15 protein-coding genes are annotated in these 19,315 nt (G+C 71.1%); 8 read left to right on the top strand and 7 right to left on the bottom strand.

What is annotated here, in order from left to right:
* Nucleotides 1-17: 17 nt before the first annotated feature.
* Nucleotides 18-2,444: a ThuA domain-containing protein gene (locus ABZ714_RS10010; protein WP_358824758.1), complete on the bottom strand. Its 2,427-nt coding sequence runs from the start codon at nt 2,442-2,444 to the stop codon at nt 18-20.
* 287 nt (nt 2,445-2,731) lie between these two features.
* Between ABZ714_RS10010 and ABZ714_RS10005 the strand changes: the two genes are divergently transcribed.
* The 3 genes from ABZ714_RS10005 (at nt 2,732) to ABZ714_RS09995 (ending at nt 5,154) form a co-directional block, all read left to right on the top strand.
* Nucleotides 2,732-3,715: a multicopper oxidase domain-containing protein gene (locus ABZ714_RS10005; protein WP_358824681.1), complete on the top strand. Its 984-nt coding sequence runs from the start codon at nt 2,732-2,734 to the stop codon at nt 3,713-3,715.
* A 236-nt stretch (nt 3,716-3,951) separates the two neighbouring features.
* Nucleotides 3,952-4,749 carry a VOC family protein gene (locus ABZ714_RS10000; RefSeq protein ID WP_358824680.1) on the top strand — a complete coding sequence of 266 codons (798 nt, stop codon included), beginning with the start codon at nt 3,952-3,954 and terminating at the stop codon, nt 4,747-4,749.
* A 159-nt stretch (nt 4,750-4,908) separates the two neighbouring features.
* Complete coding sequence (locus ABZ714_RS09995; protein ID WP_358824679.1) at nt 4,909-5,154, top strand: WhiB family transcriptional regulator; 246 nt, start codon at nt 4,909-4,911, stop codon at nt 5,152-5,154.
* A gap of 29 nt (nt 5,155-5,183) precedes the next feature.
* On the opposite strand, the gene ABZ714_RS09990 is transcribed toward ABZ714_RS09995, so the two are convergent.
* From ABZ714_RS09990 to ABZ714_RS09970, 5 genes are all read right to left on the bottom strand, one after another.
* Nucleotides 5,184-6,158: an acyl-ACP desaturase gene (locus tag ABZ714_RS09990; RefSeq protein WP_358824678.1), complete on the bottom strand. Its 975-nt coding sequence runs from the start codon at nt 6,156-6,158 to the stop codon at nt 5,184-5,186.
* Between the two features lie 182 nt (nt 6,159-6,340).
* A complete protein-coding gene (locus tag ABZ714_RS09985) occupies nt 6,341-8,653 on the bottom strand; it encodes an excinuclease ABC subunit UvrA (protein WP_358824677.1) in 2,313 nt (770 codons plus the stop codon).
* Between the two features lie 128 nt (nt 8,654-8,781).
* Nucleotides 8,782-10,449, bottom strand: a complete 1,668-nt coding sequence (locus ABZ714_RS09980) for an ATP-binding cassette domain-containing protein (RefSeq protein WP_358824676.1) — start codon at nt 10,447-10,449, stop codon at nt 8,782-8,784.
* A 735-nt stretch (nt 10,450-11,184) separates the two neighbouring features.
* Nucleotides 11,185-11,607, bottom strand: a complete 423-nt coding sequence (locus ABZ714_RS09975) for an SsgA family sporulation/cell division regulator (RefSeq protein WP_358824675.1) — start codon at nt 11,605-11,607, stop codon at nt 11,185-11,187.
* 203 nt (nt 11,608-11,810) lie between these two features.
* Nucleotides 11,811-12,110 carry a YciI family protein gene (locus tag ABZ714_RS09970; protein WP_358824674.1) on the bottom strand — a complete coding sequence of 100 codons (300 nt, stop codon included), beginning with the start codon at nt 12,108-12,110 and terminating at the stop codon, nt 11,811-11,813.
* Between the two features lie 101 nt (nt 12,111-12,211).
* Here ABZ714_RS09970 and ABZ714_RS09965 point away from each other — a divergent pair, with 101 nt between their 5' ends.
* Nucleotides 12,212-12,913, top strand: coding sequence for an endonuclease V (locus ABZ714_RS09965; protein WP_358824673.1), 702 nt, complete (start codon nt 12,212-12,214; stop codon nt 12,911-12,913).
* 25 nt (nt 12,914-12,938) lie between these two features.
* Here ABZ714_RS09965 and ABZ714_RS09960 read toward each other — a convergent pair whose 3' ends face one another.
* Nucleotides 12,939-13,403 (bottom strand): NUDIX domain-containing protein, encoded by a 465-nt coding sequence (locus tag ABZ714_RS09960; RefSeq protein WP_358824672.1) that lies wholly within the window; start codon nt 13,401-13,403, stop codon nt 12,939-12,941.
* A 117-nt stretch (nt 13,404-13,520) separates the two neighbouring features.
* Between ABZ714_RS09960 and ABZ714_RS09955 the strand changes: the two genes are divergently transcribed.
* From ABZ714_RS09955 to ABZ714_RS09940, 4 genes are all read left to right on the top strand, one after another.
* Nucleotides 13,521-14,141 (top strand): TOPRIM nucleotidyl transferase/hydrolase domain-containing protein, encoded by a 621-nt coding sequence (locus ABZ714_RS09955; RefSeq protein WP_358824671.1) that lies wholly within the window; start codon nt 13,521-13,523, stop codon nt 14,139-14,141.
* A gap of 303 nt (nt 14,142-14,444) precedes the next feature.
* On the top strand, nt 14,445-15,674 hold the full coding sequence (locus tag ABZ714_RS09950; protein ID WP_358824670.1) for a CaiB/BaiF CoA-transferase family protein: 1,230 nt from the start codon (nt 14,445-14,447) through the stop codon (nt 15,672-15,674).
* Nucleotides 15,675-15,763: 89 nt separating this feature from the next.
* Nucleotides 15,764-16,984: an acetyl-CoA C-acetyltransferase gene (locus tag ABZ714_RS09945; protein ID WP_358824669.1), complete on the top strand. Its 1,221-nt coding sequence runs from the start codon at nt 15,764-15,766 to the stop codon at nt 16,982-16,984.
* A 76-nt stretch (nt 16,985-17,060) separates the two neighbouring features.
* Nucleotides 17,061-19,280: a 3-hydroxyacyl-CoA dehydrogenase NAD-binding domain-containing protein gene (locus tag ABZ714_RS09940; protein ID WP_358824668.1), complete on the top strand. Its 2,220-nt coding sequence runs from the start codon at nt 17,061-17,063 to the stop codon at nt 19,278-19,280.
* The last annotated feature ends 35 nt before the right edge of the window (nt 19,281-19,315 follow it).

Here is a 19,315-nt window from a genome sequence, read left to right as displayed (position 1 = left end):
GCTCTTCCGTATCGTGCTCACCGTGCCGCCTTCCGTGCCAGCAGGTCCGCCGACGGGGTCGCGTCGCCGCCCTTGTAGGTGATCCGCCAGAGCGCCGAGCGCGCGTCGGAGGTGAAGAAGCCGCGCCCGTAGTCGAGGACGTACAGCGATCCGTCCGGCGCGAACTTCCAGTCCATGAGGTTGCGGATGCCGTTCGCGCCGACCGGGACGATCTTCTTCAGCGATTCGGCGTGGACCGGCAGACCGCCCTTGCCGACCGTCTTCGGATCGGTCAGTACGGCGTGCCGGGGCTGGTCGCCGTCGTAGAAGTCGCCGACGAACCACTTGCCGTCCCAGTGCGCGGGCCACTTCACGGCGGATGTACTCGCCGGGTCGTAGCGGTAGACCGGGCCCGTCATGGTGGCCTGCGCCCCGCCCTTCAGCCAGGGCAGCAGCAGCTTCTGCTCCGCCAGCTGGTAGCTCGGTACGCCGTCGGCGTTCCGCGGGAAGTCCGGGCCGCCGCCCTGCGGGGCGTACCAGATCGTGTTCGGGGTGACCGGCGGCAGATTCACCAGACCGTCGTTGTTCGGCGACTCGTTCTTCGGCGCCGAGCAGTCGTACCAGCCCAGAGGTTTCGCGGGGTCGGCGGGTCCCCGGTCCCGGTAGGGCTGGTTGTTGCCCATACAGAACGGCCAGCCGTGGTTCCCCGCCTCGGTGATGGCGGCGAAGGTGTCGTACTTGGCCGGGCCCCAGGTCGGGGACGGCGCCCCGGCGTCCGGGCCGACCCAGCCCGCGTAGAGGATGTCGGTCTTCTTGTCGACGAAGATCCTGGACGGGTTGCGGACACCCATCACATAGATCTCGCCCCGGGTTTTCCCGCCGCCCTCGGCCGACTCGTCGCCGGTGAAGAGATTGCCCGCCGGGAGGGTGTACGTACCGTCGGGCCGTGGCTTGATCCGGAGGATCTTGCCGTTGAGGTTGTTGGTGTTGCCGGAGGTGCGACGGGCGTCCGCGAAGGAGACCCCCTGGTAGTTCGGCTGCGGGTTGTTGCCCGAGTAGCCGTCGCTGAACCGGGACGAGTTGTTGTCCCCGGTGGCGATATAGAGATTGCCCTTCGAGTCCCAGGCCAGCCCGCCGCCCGAGTGGCAGCAGCTGTGGATCTGCACCGGCCAGCTCAGCAGGACCTTCTCACTGGCCGGGTCGAGCCTGCCGGTGGTGTGGTCGTAGACGAAGCGGGAGACCCGGCGGTCCGCCATCCGCTTCTCCCGGTCGATCTCCGAATGCGGGGTGTAATGCAGATAGATCCAGCCGTTGGCCGCGAAGCCGGGGTCCAGCTCGATCCCGAGCAGCCCCTCCTCGTTCTTGATCAGCTCGTCCCCGCCGCCCTTGTTGCCGAAGACGGAGAGCGCCCCCGCGAGGGTCACCTGCCGGGTGGCCGGATCGTAGACATGGATCTCACCGGCGCCCTTGCCGATATTCGGGTCGCTCCAGTCGGTCACCACCGGCTTGGTGCTGTCGGCGCCGCCCCGGCCGATGTAGAACACCTTGCCGTCCGGGGCCGTGACCAGCCCGTGCGGCTCCCCGATCTGATCGTGTCGCCCCGGCTGATTGGGCTTGGTGACCCGCTCGGCCGTGTAGTTGGCGTCGATGGTGGCCTTGCAGTCGGCGCGGGACAACCGGGTCGTCCAGGCCAGCGCCCCGCGCAGATGGTCCCGGAAGTCGGTCTCGGCGAAGCTGTCGACCGTACCGCCCATAGCGGTGTAGAAGGACCGGCCGCCGTCGTAGTCCCGGCACCACGACACCGGGTGGTCCCAGCCGTTGGGCTTGGCGGCCGGGGTGATCGAACTCTCCTTCAGCCGGGCCACGGTATGGACCGAACCCGATGGATTCACCGCCCAGTTGAACCATTTGTCCGGCCGCTTCCACTGGAGCGGCAGCGACTTGGTGGCCGGATGCAGCCGGTCCCCGACCTCGATCACGGCCCGCTGCACCGGACTCGGCGCCCCGGTCGGCCGGGCCCCGATCAGTCCGGTGAACCAGCCGGAGTACGGCTCCGTCCGCGCCGCGTCATGGACTCCGAGGAAGCCGCCACCGGCCTCCAGATACGTTTCGAGACCCGCCTCCTGCTCCGGGTCCAGCACATCGCCGCCGCCGGTCAGAAAGACCACCGCGTTGAACCGGCCGAGCCGGGCCGCGTCGGTGAACACGGCCGGGTCGCCGGTGGCCTCGGTGGCGAAGCGGCCCGCGGCCGGCCCGCTGAGGCCGATCGACTCCACCGCCTCGATGCCGGCGTCGACCAGCGGGGACTCGGCGGTGGCCGAACCGTGGAAGACCAGGACCCGGACGTTCTTGCCGCCCGGTGGCGAGGGCAGGGACATCGTTGTCGTCCGGGGTTCCGGCGGGGTACCGGCGGTGGCCGGCGATACTCCGCCGAGCAGGGAAGCGGTGAGTGCGGCGACCCCCAGGGCCGCCGCGCAGACGCGCCCCGGGGCGCGGGTTCGAGATCTGGACCTGTGGTGTGGTGCGCGCTGCATGGGGTCATCCATTCCTTGGTGGTCATGGCACCAGCCGACAGCAGCCGACGACAGCAAAGGAAGCTAGACCTCTTTTCGCGGTTCGCCAATAGGTATGACCGTAGAAGAACAAACTTTGTCCTGAGTGTGGATAAACAAAGATCCCCGGGCTACGGTATGGCCGTCCTCCGGGGTGGCGCGCGCCCCGTCAGTCGCCCGAACGGAGTGGGGAGTTCGCCATGGACAGACGGAGCTTCAACCGGAAAGTGCTGGCGGGAAGCGCGGTCGCGGCCACGGGGGTCACCTCGGTCTCACTCGCCGGTAACGGCGCCCCGGCGGCGGCCGGGCCACTCGCCGCCACCCTGCCCAGGACCGCGCCCGCCGGGGGCAAGGTCCGCCATATGAAGCTCTACGCCGAGAAACTGGCGGACGGTCAGCTCGGCTACGGCCTGGAGAAGGGCAAACCCACCATCCCCGGCCCGATGATCGAACTCAACGAAGGCGACACCCTGCACATCGAGTTCGAGAACCTGCTCGACGTCGCGGTCAGCCTGCATGTCCACGGCGTGGACTTCGACATCGACAACGACGGCACCAAGCTCAACCGCAGCCATGTCGAACCCGGCGCCACCCGGACCCACACCTGGCGGACCCACGCCCCCGGTCGCCGCGCCGACGGCACCTGGCGGGCGGGCAGCGCCGGATACTGGCACTACCACGACCATGTCGTCGGTACGGACCACGGCACCGGCGGCATCCGCAAGGGCCTCTACGGCCCCCTCGTCGTCCGGCGCAAGGGCGACATCCTGCCCGACAAGCAGTTCACCGTCGTCTTCAACGACATGACGATCAACAACAAGCCGGGGCACACCGGTCCCGACTTCAAAGCGACGGTGGGCGACCGGGTCGAGATCGTCATGATCACGCACGGCGAGTACTACCACACCTTCCATATCCACGGTCATCGCTGGGCCGACAACCGGACCGGCCTGCTGACCGGCCCCAACGACCCCAGCCGGGTGATCGACAACAAGATCACCGGCCCGGCGGACTCCTTCGGCCTCCAGATCATCGCGGGGGAGGGGGTGGGCGCCGGGGCCTGGATGTACCACTGCCATGTGCAGAGCCACTCCGACATGGGCATGGCGGGCCTGCTGCTGATCGCCAAACCCGACGGAACGATCCCCGGCCACGACCCGGGCGGTCCGGGCGGTCACCACTGAGCGACCGCGCGGATACGGGCGCGGGGCCGACGCGCAAAGACACGTAGAGACGCGCAAAGACACGTAAAGACGCGTACGAAGGGGCGGGGTGTACGGGGCGCGTCGGGCCGCTCACCGGCCGTACCTCCGGGCCGGTCGCCCCCGTTCCGGGGGTACGGGGATCCGGATGCGGGCCCCCTGGGGCTGCGCGAGACTGAGCGGGCGGGGATCCGTCCACACGAGAGGCGCCAGTCATCATGCTCACCACGCGCTATGTGCCCGGCTCACCCGTCTGGCTGGACATCAGCACCCCCGACCTCGACGCCGCCGCCCGCTTCTACCAGGCCGTCCTCGGCTGGACACACCAGCCCGGCGGGCCCGAATTCGGCGGATACGGACTCTTCCAACTCGACGGCAAGACCGTCGCCGGAGGCATGACCGTCCCCGCCGACCAAGGACCCACCGCGTGGAACCTCTACTTCCAGACCACCGACGCCGACCGCACCGCCGCGACCGTCCAGTCCTCCGGCGGAACCGTCGTCGCCGAACCCATGGACGTGATGGACCTCGGACGGATGGCCGTCTTCGCCGACCCCCAAGGCGCGGGCTTCGCCGTCTGGCAACCCGGCACCAACAAAGGCCTCGACCTGGTCGACGCGCCCGACGCCCTGTTCTGGGTCGAACTCAACACCGCCGACGTACCCGCCGCCCTCGCCTTCTACTCAGCCGTCTTCGCCTGGGGCACCACCACCATGCCCATGCCGGGCGGCGGCGACGGACCCGGCTACACGATGATCCACCCCGAAGGACAGACCGCCGACGACATGTTCGGCGGAATCGCGCCACTCGGCGACGAAGGGCCGCTGCACCAGCCGACCTGGCTGCCGTACTTCCTCGCCCAGGACTGCGACGCCACCGTCACCCAAGCCCGGGACGCCGGAGGAACCATCACCATGGAACCCGTCGACATGCCCGGCGTCGGCAGATTCGCCATGATCGACGACCCGACCGGTGCGCGATTCTTCGTCATGACCCCCTCGCCACAGCAGGCGTGACCACCAGGCAGGACGGGCAAGGCACCCGCGCCGGGCCCCGTCGGCGGTGCCTCCGGTACCCCGGCACAAGCCCCGCCCGACCCGCGACAACGCCCGGCCGGTACCCGTGTTGATGCGTCATTGATGAAGCGTTTATCGCGATGGGCCACCGTGGTGGCCATGCAGCAGAACATCACCGCCACCGAGGACCTCTCCTGGCAGGAGACGGCGCTCTGTGCCCAGACCGGCCCCGAGTTCTTCTTCCCCGCCCCCGGCTCCTCCACCCGCGAAGCCAAGCGCCTCTGCCGGGCCTGCGAAGGCCGGGTCGCATGTCTCCAGTACGCACTGGAGAACGACGAGAAGTTCGGCGTCTGGGGCGGCCTCTCCGAGAAAGAACGCCACATCCTGAAAAACCGCGCTGCTTGATCTGCGGGCTCGGTTCGTCTCGCTCGCCCTCAGCGGTCGGCGCGGGCGTCCAGGCGGGCGCGGCGGGCGGCGAGGCGCTCGTCGAACTTGGCCGCCTCCGCGTTCAGGCCGCCCATGTAGAGCCCCAGCTCCTCCTGCGCCTTCAGACCCTCCGGGCCCAGGTCGCCGATCTCCATGACCTTCAGGAAGCGGATCACCGGCGCGAGCACGTCGTCATGGTGGATCCGCATGTTGTAGATCCCGCCGATCGCCATCTGCGCGGCGGCCCGCTCGAAGCCCGGCATACCGTGGCCCGGCATCCGGAAGTTGACCACCACGTCCCGGACGGCCTGCATGGTCAGATCCGGAGCCAGCTCGAAGGCCGCGCTCAGCAGATTCCGGTAGAACACCATGTGCAGGTTCTCGTCCGTGGCGATCCGGGCCAGCATCCGGTCGCAGACGGGGTCGCCCGACTGGTGGCCCGTATTGCGGTGGGAGACCCGGGTCGCCAGCTCCTGGAAGGCGACGTACGCCACCGAGTGCAGCATCGAATGCCGGTTGTCGGACTCGAAGCCCTCCGCCATGTGCGCCATCCGGAACTGCTCCAGCTTGTCCGGGTCGACGGCGCGCGAGGTCAGCAGGTAGTCGCGCATCACGATGCCGTGCCGGCCCTCCTCGGCGGTCCAGCGGTGCACCCAGGTGCCCCACGCGCCGTCCCGGCCGAAGAGGGTGGCGATCTCGTGGTGGTAGCTGGGGAGGTTGTCCTCCGTCAGCAGATTCACCACGAGCGCGATACGTCCTATGTCGGTGACCTTCGACTGCTCCCGCTCCCAGGCCACCCCGTCGTCGAACTGGCCCGGGAAGTTGCGCCCGTCCGAGAACGGCACGTACTCGTGCGGCATCCAGTCCTTCGCCACCTTCAGATGACGGTTCAGCTCCTTCTCGACCACCTCTTCGAGCGCGAACAGCAGCCGGGCATCGGTCCACGCTTCCGAACTGCCGAGGTGGGGAGAAGTGATGGTCACGGGTGGCTCCAGGGGACGGGAGAGACGCCTGGTCGGCAGGCGCTACCTACGGATTCGTAGGTTACGAGACCGTAGGTTAAGGGTGGGGTAAGCCTTCCTCCAAGCCGGGTCCGGAGCGCGTCGCTCACATTCGGTGATATTCCCAGGTGGGAGCCGGTTCACCTGGCCGGTTTCGGATGGGTTCAGCGTCGTACGAGAGATAGACCACTCGGCCGGGTCGCCGAACCGATGAGCCCCGGATCGCGCCGGAGGTATTCGGCCGTGAACGAATCGGGGTGCTCCAGCAGCCCCGCCGGGGTCCCCTCGAAGACCAGCTCACCGCCGTGCTTTCCGCCGTCGGGCCCCAGATCGATCACCCAGTCGGCCTGCTTGACCACATCCATGTCGTGCTCCACGCAGATCACCGAGTTCCCGGCGTCGACCAGCTGGTCCAGCAACCCGATCAGGGTGTCGACATCCGCCATATGGAGTCCGGACGTCGGCTCGTCGAGCACGTAGACACTGCCCGTACGGTGCAGTTGCGTGGCGAGTTTCAGCCGCTGCCGCTCTCCGCCGGAGAGGGTGCTCAACGGCTGCCCGAGCGTGAGATACGTGAGGCCGACCCGGTCGAGCGCCGTGAGCCTGCCCAGCATCCGGGGCTCGTCGCCGAAGAACTCGATCGCCCCGGCCGCCGTCAGGTCCAGGACGTCGACGATCGACCGCCCCCGGACCCGGTGGGCCAGTACGTGATCCTGGAAACGACGCCCCTCGCAGACCGGGCAGACCGTGGTCACCGGATCCATGAACGCCAGATCGGTATGGATCACACCCCGCCCCGAGCACTCCCCGCACGCGCCCTTCGAGTTGAAGCTGAACAGCCCCGGCTCCACCCCGTTGGCCTTGGCGAAGACGGTACGGATGTGGTCCATCAGACCCAGATACGACGCCGGGGTGGAGCGTACCGACGCGGTGATCGCGCCCTGGTCGATCACGATCGCCTCCGGGTACGCGGCCGTGAAGACCTCCGACACCAGGGTCGACTTCCCGGAGCCCGCGACCCCGGTGACGGCGGTGAGCACCCCGGCCGGGAACCGGACGTCGATCCCCTTCAGGTTGTGCCGGTCCGCCCCGGTCACCGGCAGCCAGCCGGACGGTGTCCGAAAGCTCTCCTTGAGCGGCGTACGGCGGCGCAGACACCGCCCGGTGAGGGTGTCGGCCGCCCGCAGCGGGCCCACCGGGCCCTCGTACACCACCCGGCCGCCGTGGACGCCCGCGCGCGGCCCCATGTCGACCACATGGTCCGCGATCGCGATCACATCGGGATCGTGCTCCACCACCAGGACCGTATTGCCCCGGTCCCGCAGCCGGACCAGCAGGTCGTTCATCCGGCCCACGTCGCGGGGGTGCAGCCCGACGCTCGGCTCGTCGAAGACGAAGGTCAGCCCGGTGAGGGAGCTGCCGAGATGGCGGACCATCTTCAGCCGCTGGCCCTCGCCCCCGGAGAGGGTGGTGGTCTCCCGGTCGAGGGAGAGATAGCCAAGACCGATCCCCACCAGCCGCTCCAGCCGCTCCCGTGCGGCGGCGGCGACCGGCGCGGCCACCGGATCCTCGATCCGGGCCAGTACTCCCACCAGATCGGCCACCTCCATCCGGGTCCAGTCGGCGATCGTCAGACCGCCGATCCGGCTGGCCCGGGCCGCCGCGTTGAGCCGCTCCCCGCCGCAGGCCCGGCACGGCCGCCGGACCGTGAACCGTTCGATGGCCTCCCGGCGCTTCTCGGACATTCCGCCCGTGTCGCGTTTCAGGGAGAGCCGGGTGAAGCGGTTGACGATGCCCTCGAACCGCATGTCGAACGAGCCCGACTTCATCTCCAGCCGGACCGAGAAGTCCTTCCCGTACAGCAGCAGCTCGCGCTCCTCCGGGGTGTACTCCCGCAGCGGCTTGTCGGCATCGAAATGGCCGGATTCGGCATACAGCTTCCACTCCCAGGCGCCGACCGAGAGCCCCGGCAGCAACAGCGCGCCACCGGCCAGGGAGCGGGAGACGTCGATCGCCCGGTCGACATCGAGTTCGACGGTCCGGCCGATCCCGTCGCAGTCGGGACACATCCCGGTCGGATCGTTGAAGGAGTAGGCGGTCGCCGGACCGGCGGGCGGGGTGCCGTGCCGGGAGAAGAGCACCCTGAGGAAGGAGTAGATATCGGTCATCGTGCCGACGGTGGAGCGGGCGTTGCCGCCGACCGGCTTCTGGTCGACCACGATCGCCACGGACAGTTCGTCGATGGCGTCCGCCTGCGGCCGTTCGTACTTCGGCAGCCGGTTGCGGATGAAGGAGGTGAAGGTCTCGTTGAGCTGCCGCTGCGACTCCACGGCGATGGTGTCGAAGACGAGGGACGACTTACCGGAGCCCGAGACACCCGTGAAGACGGTGATCCTGTTCTTGGGTACGGCGAGGGAGACATCGCGCAGGTTGTTCTCCCGCGCCCCGGTGATGACGATGTTGTTCTGCTCAGGCATGGAGCCGACGCTAAGCCGGAATCCCGACACCTTCTGTCGGGATTCCGGCGAAGACCGTCGCAGGGTTCCACGGCGGGACCGTACGGCCCCGGGGCAGCGGGTGCGCCCCGGGGCCGGAACCGTACCGGCTACACTCCCGCCGCCTCCTCCTGCTCCGGAGCCCGCAGGGCGCCCTCGCGGACGGACTCGGCGTCGGTCTCGTACAGCCCGCCGTCGAGCAGCAGCCACCGGGTGACCCCGATCGACTCCAGGAACGGCACATCGTGGCTCGCCACGATCAGCGCCCCCTCGTACGCGGCCAGCGCGCTGGTCAGCTTCTGGACGCTCGCCATGTCCAGATTGTTCGTCGGCTCGTCCAACAGCAGCAACTGCGGCGCGGGCTCCGCCAGCAGCAGCGACGCCAGCGCCGCCCGGAACCGCTCGCCACCGGAGAGGGTTCCGGCGAGCTGGTCCGCCTTCGCCCCCTTGAAGAGGAAGCGCGCCAGCCGGGCCCGGATCCGGTTGGCCGTCGCGTCGGGCGCCACCCGGGCGACATTGCCGACCACACTCAGCTCGTCGTCGAGCACATCGAGCCGCTGAGGCAGAAACCGCAGCGGAACGAGCGTCTCCGCCTCGCCCGAGACCGGGGCCAGCTCGCCCGCGATCGTCCGCAGCAAAGTGGTCTTGCCCGCACCGTTCCGCCCGACCAGGGCGATCCGCTCCGGACCCCGGATGTCGAGGACACCGCGCACCTCCGTGCCGTACGCCAGCCGCAGCTCCGAGAGCCGCAGCACCTCACGGCCCGGATGGACCGTCGTATACGGCAGCTCGATCCGGATCTCGTCGTCGTCCCTGACCGCCTCCAGCGCCTCGTCCAGCCGCTCCCGCGCCCCGGCGAGCCGCTCGACGTGCAACGTCCGGTACTTGCCCGCCGACTCCTGCGCCATGCTCTTGCGATTGTTCGCGATCACCTTCGGTACCCGCTTCTCGATCTGGGCCTTCTTCGCGAACGACCGCCGTCTGGCGAGCTTGGTCCGGGACTCCACCAGCTCCCGCTTCTGCCGCTTCACATCGGCCTCGGCCACCCGCACCATCCGCTCGGCGGCCTCCTGCTCGGCGGCCAGCGCCTCCTCGTACTCCGAGAACGTGCCGCCGTACCAGGTGACACCGCCGTCCCGGAGATCGGCGACCTGGTCGACCAGCTCCAGCAGTTCACGGTCATGACTGACCACGACCATCACCCCGGACCAGGCGGCGACCGCGTCGTACAGCCGCCGCCGGGCGAACCGGTCCAGATTGTTCGTCGGCTCGTCCAGCAGCAGCACACCGGGCCGGGCCAGCAGCAGCGCCGCCAGCCGCAGCAGAACGCCCTCGCCGCCGGAGACCTCGCCGATCGTCCGGTCGAGCCCGATCCGGCCGAGACCGAGCTGGTCCAGGACCGCCCGGGCCCGCTCCTCGACGTCCCAGTCGTCACCGACCACGGCGAAATGCCGCTCGTCGGCGTCGCCGCCCTCGATGGCATGGAGCGCGGCACGGGTCTCGGCGATACCCAGGGCCCGGTCCACCGGCATCCCGGTGTCCAGCACCAGGTTCTGCGGCAGATAGCCGATCTCGCCGACGGCACGGACCGAGCCGCCCGCCGGAGTCAGCTCACCCGCGATCAGCTTCAGCAAGGTCGACTTGCCGGAGCCGTTACGGCCGATCAGACCCGTCCGGCCGGGGCCGACGGAGAGCTGGAAGCCATGGAACACCTCCGTACCGTCGGACCAGGAGAAGTCGAGATCGGCACAGCTGATATGGGTGGAAACGGTAGACATACAGGTCTCCTGTCGCGAGAGGGGTGAGGGCAACGGAGGAGACACCGGGTGCGTACGCCGACGGAGAGGAGCCGGCCGGGAGCGACCGGAACCCGTCACGGCAGGCGGCCACCAAGGCGCGCACGGCAGGACGGACGGAGCGACCGGAGCGCTCGGAAGGCGGTCACGGTGCTCGGCGGGGAGAGCTCCCGGCCCGGAAGAACGGCTCGTAGCCCGAGGTCGCACACACGGCGGCCACCCGTCGGAAACGACGGTGACCCGCGCACGGTGTCCCGGACCTCAGTCGAGCAACGTCCTTCTCCAATCGGCGGCAACAGGAACGAGTGAAGCGTAACGGGGCGGCTTCGGGGGCGGCAATGTATTTACTCGCGCCATGCGGCCGGGCCGCTCCCGGGGTGCCGCGCCGAAGGGCCTTGGCGCCTCGGCCCTCCGGGTTGCCGCTTCACCTCCGGGCCGCGCCCGGCGACCTGATCTTGTTCGCGGCCTGCGGGCCGCCTGTGGCTTGTCTCGCAGTTCCCCGAGCCCCTAAATGCTCTCCCCAGCGCCGCTCTGAAAGGGGGCCAGCTTTTCGGGGCCGAGAGGAGGAGCAACCAGGGGCGCGGGGAACTGCGCGAACGGCCACAGGCGGCCCGCAGACCGCAAACAACGCGCGGTCGCCGGGCGAGACCCGGGGCAGAGGCGCCCGGTGACGGCGCGGCCCGGGGCGCGGGGCTCCGGGGGAGGCGGGCCCGGCGGTCAGAGCGCGTCGCGGAGGAGTTCCGCCAGGTCCTCGTCCAGATCGAGGTGGCGGCTCTCCGCTCCGGCCGGGACCAGGAGTTCCACCCGCGCGAGGAAGCGCCGTATCTCCGAGGTGAGGACATGGACGACGGCGACGCCCTCGGGGGCGTGGAACTCGACCACCGTACGGTCGTAGCCGTACGGCCGGATCCGGACGTCGCCGTCACCGGCGGGCCGGTCCGTCCCCGTGGCCAGCAACTCCCGGGCGAAGGCCCAGGCGAGGTCGTTCCCCTCCAGGGTCGCGTCGGCCGGGAACGCCATCCGGACCGCGTACGGGTCATGGGTCTCGTACCGGAGTACGGCCCGTACGGGCTCGGCGCGCGGGGCCGAGGCGACGATCCGGGCGCTCACGGTCTGCTCGACGACGGTGACTGTGGACATTGGTCCCCCTTGCTGATGCACGCGCTCGGGCCCGTGGACGCCTTCCTGACACAGATGAGGACGTGGGGACCCGGGGTAGGGGTGCACTGGCCGGGTGCGTGAGCTGCGTCACCGTCTCCCGCCGGAACCGAACGGGCCCGTCCGGTTCCGATACCGGCACGGAGACCGTTCCCGCGCCCGGCCCGGCGACGGTACGGCGGATGTCAGCCGACCGGCTGCTGCCGGAAACGGTCCAGCTCGGGGGCGGTCCGGGCCACCGTGAACTCGGTGATCCGGTAGACGCAGACACCGTCGGCCGTGAAGGGATCACCCGCGACGATCTCCTCGATCCGCGCCCGGTCGTCGCCGACGGCCAGGATCACCCCGCCGTCCCGGGGGTTCTTCCGCCCCGACGCGATGAACACACCCTCCGCGAACAGCCGGTCCACCCACGCGATATGGGCGTCCATCAGCGCGTCGGCCCGCTCCAGGGGTCCGGTGTACGTCAGCTCCAGTACGAACATGTCCGTCAATCTACGGCACGGGAGGCGCCGGTCCACCGAGGCCGGCGGCCGTCGCCGGGGCCGCCCGCCGCCGGGTGACCGGCACATAGGGTGGGCCCACCATGACGCTGATCGACATTCCCGGGGGCTGGCCGCGCGACGCGGCGGCGGCCCTGGCCGTACAGGACGAACTCCGCCACCGGGTGGTCACCGACGAGCCCGGCCCGCCGGTCGGTACGGGCCCGGTGACCGGGGTCGACGTGGCGTACGACGACGAACGCGACCTGGTCGCGGCGGCTGCCGTCACCCTCGACGGGACGACTCTCGACGTGGTGGCGCGGGCGACCGCCGTGGGCCGGGTCGCCTTCCCCTACGTACCAGGGCTGCTGGCCTTCCGGGAGATCCCCGCCGTACTCGCGGCGCTGGAGGCCCTGGGCACCGATCCCGGTCTGGTCGTCTGCGACGGCTACGGGCTCGCGCACCCCCGCAGGTTCGGACTCGCCAGCCATCTGGGCGTCCTCACCGGACTGCCCGCCATCGGCGTCGCCAAGAACCCCTTCCATCTCACCGCCGCGGACCCGGGCGCCGAACGCGGCGCGACCAGCCCCCTGACCGCCGACGACGGTACGGAGGTCGGCCGCGCCCTGCGCACCAGGGACGGGGTGAAACCGGTCTACGTCTCCGTGGGACACCGAGTGACCCTCGACGCGGCCTGCGCCCACACCCTGCGTCTCACCCCCCGCTACCGGATACCCGAGACCACCCGGCACGCCGACCGGCTCTGCCGCGACGCCCTCGCGGAGGCGGTGGGCGCCGGCCGTTGACGGCGCGAGGGCACCGCTCCCGCCGCTACGGAAGGCCCGGTGCCGCGCCGCCCGTACCGGACCGCGGCAGCCGGACCGCGTCGGCCGCCGCCGGGGAGAGTTCCGCCTCCCGCAACCCCGCCCACGGGAGCCAGACCGCCGCGTCCGTCGAACCGCCGGTCTCGGCCCGCACCCGGGCTCCCGGCGCCACGTCCACCGCGTACAGCAGACCCGTCAGCTGCCAGTCGACGCCGAGCCGCCGGGCCGGGTAGGTCCGGGCGTCGAGCAGCCTGACGGCGGCCGGCTCCAGCCCCGTCTCCTCCCACAACTCCCGGGCCGGCGCCTCGGCCGACTGCTCTCCCGGGTCGATCCCGCCGCCCGGCAGATGCCAGAGACCCGGCTCGAAGACGGGCGACGACTCCGCCAGCCGGGCCGGCGGCAGCCGGTCGCCCCGCACCACGACGGCATAGGCCGAGACCCGGAGCCGGATCCCCCTGCCCGTGTCGGCCATCTCTCCCACTCCCCGATCCCCTGACGACGCGAACCACCGACGCTACCGGCCGGCCGAAGATCCCCAACCCCCGAAAATCCTTACCGGGGACGGCCGTGACCGGCCCAGACTTGGTCCATGACCGATACGAGACCCTTTCAGCACGCCGTCCTGAGCTGGGCGGCCGGCGGCCCCGGCGAACCCGCGCGGGAGCTGGCCGCGCGACTGGGCATCCGTACGGTCGTCCTGCTCGAAGGGCTCAGCGACGCCGCCGCCGTCGACGCGCTCGCCGCCCGCCACGGCCGGGACCCCGGTGCCGAAGGGGTGCACGTACTCCCGATGGGCGGGGCGATGAACGCCGGACGGTTCGCCCGGTTCCTCGGCCCGACCGGACTGGGACTCCGGCTGACCGGACTCTGCGACGAGGCCGAACGCCCCTATTACGCGCGCGGCTGGGAAGGCGCCGGTGCCGGGGGCGGGCCCGGGTTCTTCGTCTGCGCGGCCGACCTGGAGGACGAACTGATCCGCGCGCTCGGGACCGAGCGGGTCGCCGAGATCATCCGCGCCGAGGGCGACGGCCGCCCCCTGGACACCTTTCTGCGCCAGCCCGCGCAGCGGGCCCGCCCCGAGGGGCAGCGGCTGCGGCGGTTCCTCGGCACCAAGAAGGGCCGCAAGATCCACTACGGCCGGGTGCTGGTGGAGGCGCTGGAACCCGACCGCGTACCGCGCCCTCTGGAGCAGTTGCTCGCGGACCTCTGACCCGGCCGGGCGCGGCACGGGGAAGCCGCGCGGCGGGGCGCGGACCGGACCGGTGCGGCCGGGGGCAGGATGTCCGTACGCGTCCCCAGGCATCCGTCGGTGCGCGCGTCCCGCGCGTTCGGGCATCCGTACGCACCCGGGCCGTCCGGGCCCGGTGGCGCGGGCGCTCGCGCCGTCCGGCCGCGTACAGTCCGGGCGGGCGAATCGGCCCGGCCGTCGCGGGGAAACCCTTGTCCGCGGTGGAACACGTTCTTACCATCACTGGTGTTACATCAGTTGTGTCATATCTACGCTGGGGGCCCGATGACACCGCCGCCGACATCCCGACCGACCACGGGAGGCGGACCGCTCGCCGGAGTCCGGGTGGTCGAACTCGCCGGGATCGGCCCGGGCCCGTTCGCCGCGATGCTCCTCGCCGACCTCGGCGCCGATGTCGTCCGGGTGGACCGGCCCGGTGGTGCCGGGCTCGGCATCGATCCCGCGTACGACCTCACCAATCGCAACAAGCGGTCCGTGCTGATCGACCTCAAGGCCGACGACGGGCCCGCCGCCGTACTCGACCTGGTCGAGCGGGCCGACGTACTCGTCGAGGGCTACCGGCCCGGGGTCGCCGAACGGCTCGGCATCGGCCCCGACGCCTGTCTCGCCCGCAACCCCCGGCTGGTCTACGGCCGGATGACGGGCTGGGGCCAGGACGGACCCCTCGCCGACCGCGCGGGCCACGACATCGGCTATATCGCCGTCACCGGCGCGCTCGGCATGATCGGGCAGGCCGACGAGGCCCCCGCCGTCCCCGCCAATCTCCTCGGCGACTACGCGGGCGGCTCCCTCTATCTCGTGATCGGCGTGCTCGCGGCCCTTCAGCACGCCAGGACCGAAGGCGGTACGGGCCAGGTCGTCGACGCGGCCGTGGTCGACGGCACCGCCCATCTCGCCACGATGATCCACGGAATGATGGCCGCGGGCGGCTGGCAGGACCGGCGCGGCGCCAACCTCCTCGACGGCGGCTGCCCCTTCTACGGCTGCTACCGGACCTCCGACGGCGGATACATGGCCGTCGGCGCCCTCGAACAGCGCTTCTACGACGAGTTCGTGGCCCTCCTCGGCATCGCGGACCGGATCCCCGCCCGTAAGGACTTCGACCGCTGGCCCGAGCTCCGCGACGCCGTCGCCGCCCGGTTCGCGGAGCGCACCCGGGCCGAATGGACCGAGGTCTTCGAGGGCACCGACGCCTGTGTCGCCCCCGTACTCTCCCTGCGCGAGGCGCCCCGCCATCCGCAGCTCGCCGCCCGTGGGACCTTCGTCCGGCACGGCGGGATCACCCAGCCCGCGCCCGCGCCCCGGTTCTCCGCCACCCCCGGCTCCGTCCGGACCGGACCGGCGCTGCCCGGCGCCGACGCCGTCTCCGTGGCCCGGGACTGGGGGCTGCCCGGCCGTACCGGCGAGCCGTCCGGGACCGGTGCCGCCGAGCCCGCCGGGTCTTCCGAGCCCGCCGCCGAGTCCGGGCCACCGGGGCCCGCCGCCGACCGCTGAGGCACCGGGCCCGGCGCCGTACCGCCGCCGTACCCCCCCCGTCGACGTCAACCACCCGCCCGAAGGACCCTCCCCGAAAGGCAGTCGTCTTGAGCACCGAAGCGTATGTGTACGACGCGATCCGCACCCCGCGCGGGCGCGGCAAGGCCAACGGCGCCCTGCACGGGACCAAGCCGATCGACCTGGTCGTCGGATTGATCCGGGAACTGCTGGAACGCCACCCCGGACTCGACCCGGCCGCCGTCGACGACATCGTCCTCGGGGTCGTCGGACCCGTCGGCGACCAGGGCTCCGACATCGCCAGGATCGCCGCGATCGCCGCCGGACTGCCCGACACCGTCGCCGGAGTACAGGAGAACCGCTTCTGCGCCTCCGGGCTCGAAGCCGTCAACATGGCCGCGATGAAGGTCCGTTCCGGCTGGGAGGACCTGGTACTCGCCGGCGGTGTGGAATCCATGTCCCGGGTCCCGATGGCCTCCGACGGCGGCGCCTGGTTCGCCGACCCGATGACCAACCACACCGTCGGCTTCGTCCCCCAGGGCATCGGCGCCGATCTGATCGCCACCATCGAGGGCTTCACCCGCCGCGACGTCGACGAATACGCGGCCCTCTCCCAGGAGCGGGCCGCCGCCGCGTGGAAGGACGGCCGGTTCGACCGGTCCGTGATCCCCGTCCGCGACCGCAACGGCCTGGTCGTCCTCGACCGGGACGAACATCTGCGCCCCGGCACCACCGCCGACTCCCTCGCCGCCCTCAAGCCCGCCTTCGCCGGTATCGGCGACCTCGGCGGCTTCGACGCCGTCGCCCTGCAGAAGTACCACTGGATCGAGCGGATCGACCACGTCCACCACGCGGGCAACTCCTCCGGCATCGTGGACGGCGCCGCCCTCGTCGCCGTCGGGACCGCGGAGACCGGCGAGCGGTACGGGCTCCGCCCCCGGGCCCGGATCGTCTCCGCCGCGGTCTCCGGTTCCGAACCCACCATCATGCTCACCGGCCCCGCGCCCGCCACCCGCAAGGCGCTCGCCCGGGCCGGACTCACCATCGACGACATGGACCTGATCGAGATCAACGAGGCGTTCGCGGGGGTCGTCCTGCGGTTCGCCCGGGATATGGACATCAGCCTCGACCGGGTCAACGTCAACGGCGGGGCGATCGCCCTCGGCCATCCCCTCGGCGCCACCGGGGCGATGATCCTCGGCACCCTCGTCGACGAACTGGAGCGCCGCGAGCTGCGGTACGGACTGGTGACCCTCTGCGTCGGCGGCGGCATGGGCGTCGCCACCGTGGTCGAACGCGTCACGTCCTGACCCGTACGGCTCCAGACGTCCGCGCCGACGCCGTACCCCGCCGCCGCCTTCCGCCACCCTCCCGGAGACCGCAGCCATGACCAGCAGCACCGCGACCACCGCGACCACCGAGACCGCCACCGGCAGCACCATCCGCTGGGAAGCCGACGACACCGGAGTCGTCACCCTCGTCCTCGACGACCCGAACCAGTCCGCCAACACCATGAACCGGGCGTTCGTGGCCTCCCTCACCGCGATCGCCGACCGCGCCGAGGCCGAACGCGACACCATCCGCGGCATCGTCGTCACCTCCGCCAAGAAGACCTTCTTCGCGGGCGGCGACCTCAAGGAGATGATCCGGCTCGGCCCCGAGGACGCGGCCACCGCGTTCGAGACCGGGATGGCCGTGAAGCGCGCCCTGCGCCGGATCGAGACCCTCGGCGTGCCCGTCGTCGCCGCCGTCAACGGCACGGCCCTCGGCGGCGGCTACGAGATCGCCCTCGCCTGCCACCACCGGATCGCCCTCGACGCCCCCGGCGCCCGGATCGGCCTGCCCGAGGTCACCCTGGGCCTGCTGCCCGCCGCAGGCGGCGTGACCCGTACCGTACGGCTCCTCGGGATCGCCGACGCGCTGCTCAAAGTCCTCCTCCAGGGCACCCAGTACCCGCCCCGCCGGGCCCTGGAGCACGGACTCGTGGACGAGGTCGCTGGGACCGGGGAGGAGCTGCTGGCCCTGGCCCGGGCCTATATCGACACCCATCCCGAGTCACGGCAGCCGTGGGACGTCAAGGGCTACCGGATCCCCGGCGGCACCCCCGCCAGCCCCCGGTTCGCCGCCGATCTGCCCGCCTACCCGGCGAATCTGAAGAAGCAGACCGGCGGGGCGCCCTACCCCGCGCCGCGCAACATCCTCGCCGCCGCCGTCGAGGGCTCCCAGGTCGACTTCGAGACCGCCCAGGTCATCGAGGCGCGCTACTTCACCGAACTGGTCACCGGGCAGACCGCGAAGAACATGATGCAGGCGTTCTTCTTCGACCTCCAGGCCGTCAACGCGGGCGCCGCCCGCCCCCGGGGCGTCGAACCGCGACCCGTCACCAAAGTCGCCGTCCTCGGCGCCGGGATGATGGGCGCGGGCATCGCCTACGCCTGCGCCAGGGCCGGGATCGACGTGGTGCTCAAGGACGTCGACACCGAAGCCGCCGAGCGGGGCAAGGCGTACTCCGCCCGGATCCTCGACAAGGCCCTCGCCCGGGGACGGACGACGGCGGCGAAGCGGGACGCGCTGCTCGCCCGGATCACCCCGACCGCCGACCTCGCCGACCTCGCGGGCTGTGACGCCGTGATCGAGGCGGTCTTCGAGGACACGGCGCTCAAGCACCGGGTCTTCCGCGAGGCACAGTCCGCCGTCGCGCCCGGCGCGCTGCTCTGCTCCAACACCTCCACCCTGCCCATCACCGAACTGGCCGAAGGCGTCGACCGGCCCGCCGACTTCGTCGGACTGCACTTCTTCTCACCCGTCGACAAGATGCCGCTGGTGGAGATCATCAAGGGCCAAAAGACCGGGGACGAGGCGCTGGCCAGAGCGTTCGACCTGGTCCGGCAGATCAACAAGACCCCGATCGTGGTCAATGACTCCCGGGGGTTCTTCACCTCCCGGGTCATCGGACGGTTCGTCAACGAGGGCGTCGCCATGATCGGCGAGGGCGTACCGGCCGCCTCCGTCGAACAGGCCGCCGCCCAGGCCGGATATCCGGCGAAGGTCCTCGCCCTGATGGACGAACTGACGCTGACCCTGCCGCGCCGGATCCGCGAGGAGACCCGGCGCGCCGTGACGGACGCGGGCGGCGAATGGAGCCCGCACCCGGCGGACGCGGTGATCGACCGGATGGTCGACGAGTTCGGCCGGACCGGCCGGGCCGGGGGAGCGGGCTTCTACGAGTACGGGCCCGACGGCGCCAGGACCGGGCTCTGGCCGGGACTGAAGGAGCACTTCGGCCGGCCGGACGCCCCCGAGGTCCCCTTCGACGACCTGCGGGAGCGGATGCTCTTCTCGGAGGCGCTGGACGCGGTGCGCTGTCTGGAGGAGAACGTGCTGACCTCGGTCGCCGACGCCAACATCGGCTCGGTGACGGGGATCGGCTTCCCCGCCTGGACCGGCGGGGTCCTCCAGTACGCCAACGGGTACGAGGGCGGCCTGCCCGGCTTCGTCGCCAGGGCGCGCGAACTGGCCGCCCGGTACGGCGAGCGGTTCGAACCCCCGGCGCTGCTGGTGACGAAGGCGGAGCGGGGCGAACGCTTCACGGACGCGGCCGAGTAGGGCGGCCAACGGCACGGGCGGCGGGCCCCGGCGAC

This window comes from Streptomyces sp. NPDC006798 (genome assembly GCF_040635975.1).
Lineage (GTDB): Bacteria > Actinomycetota > Actinomycetes > Streptomycetales > Streptomycetaceae > Streptomyces.
The sequence above is the reverse complement of the archived record's forward strand: the minus strand, read 5'-3'. Positions and strand labels throughout refer to the sequence as shown.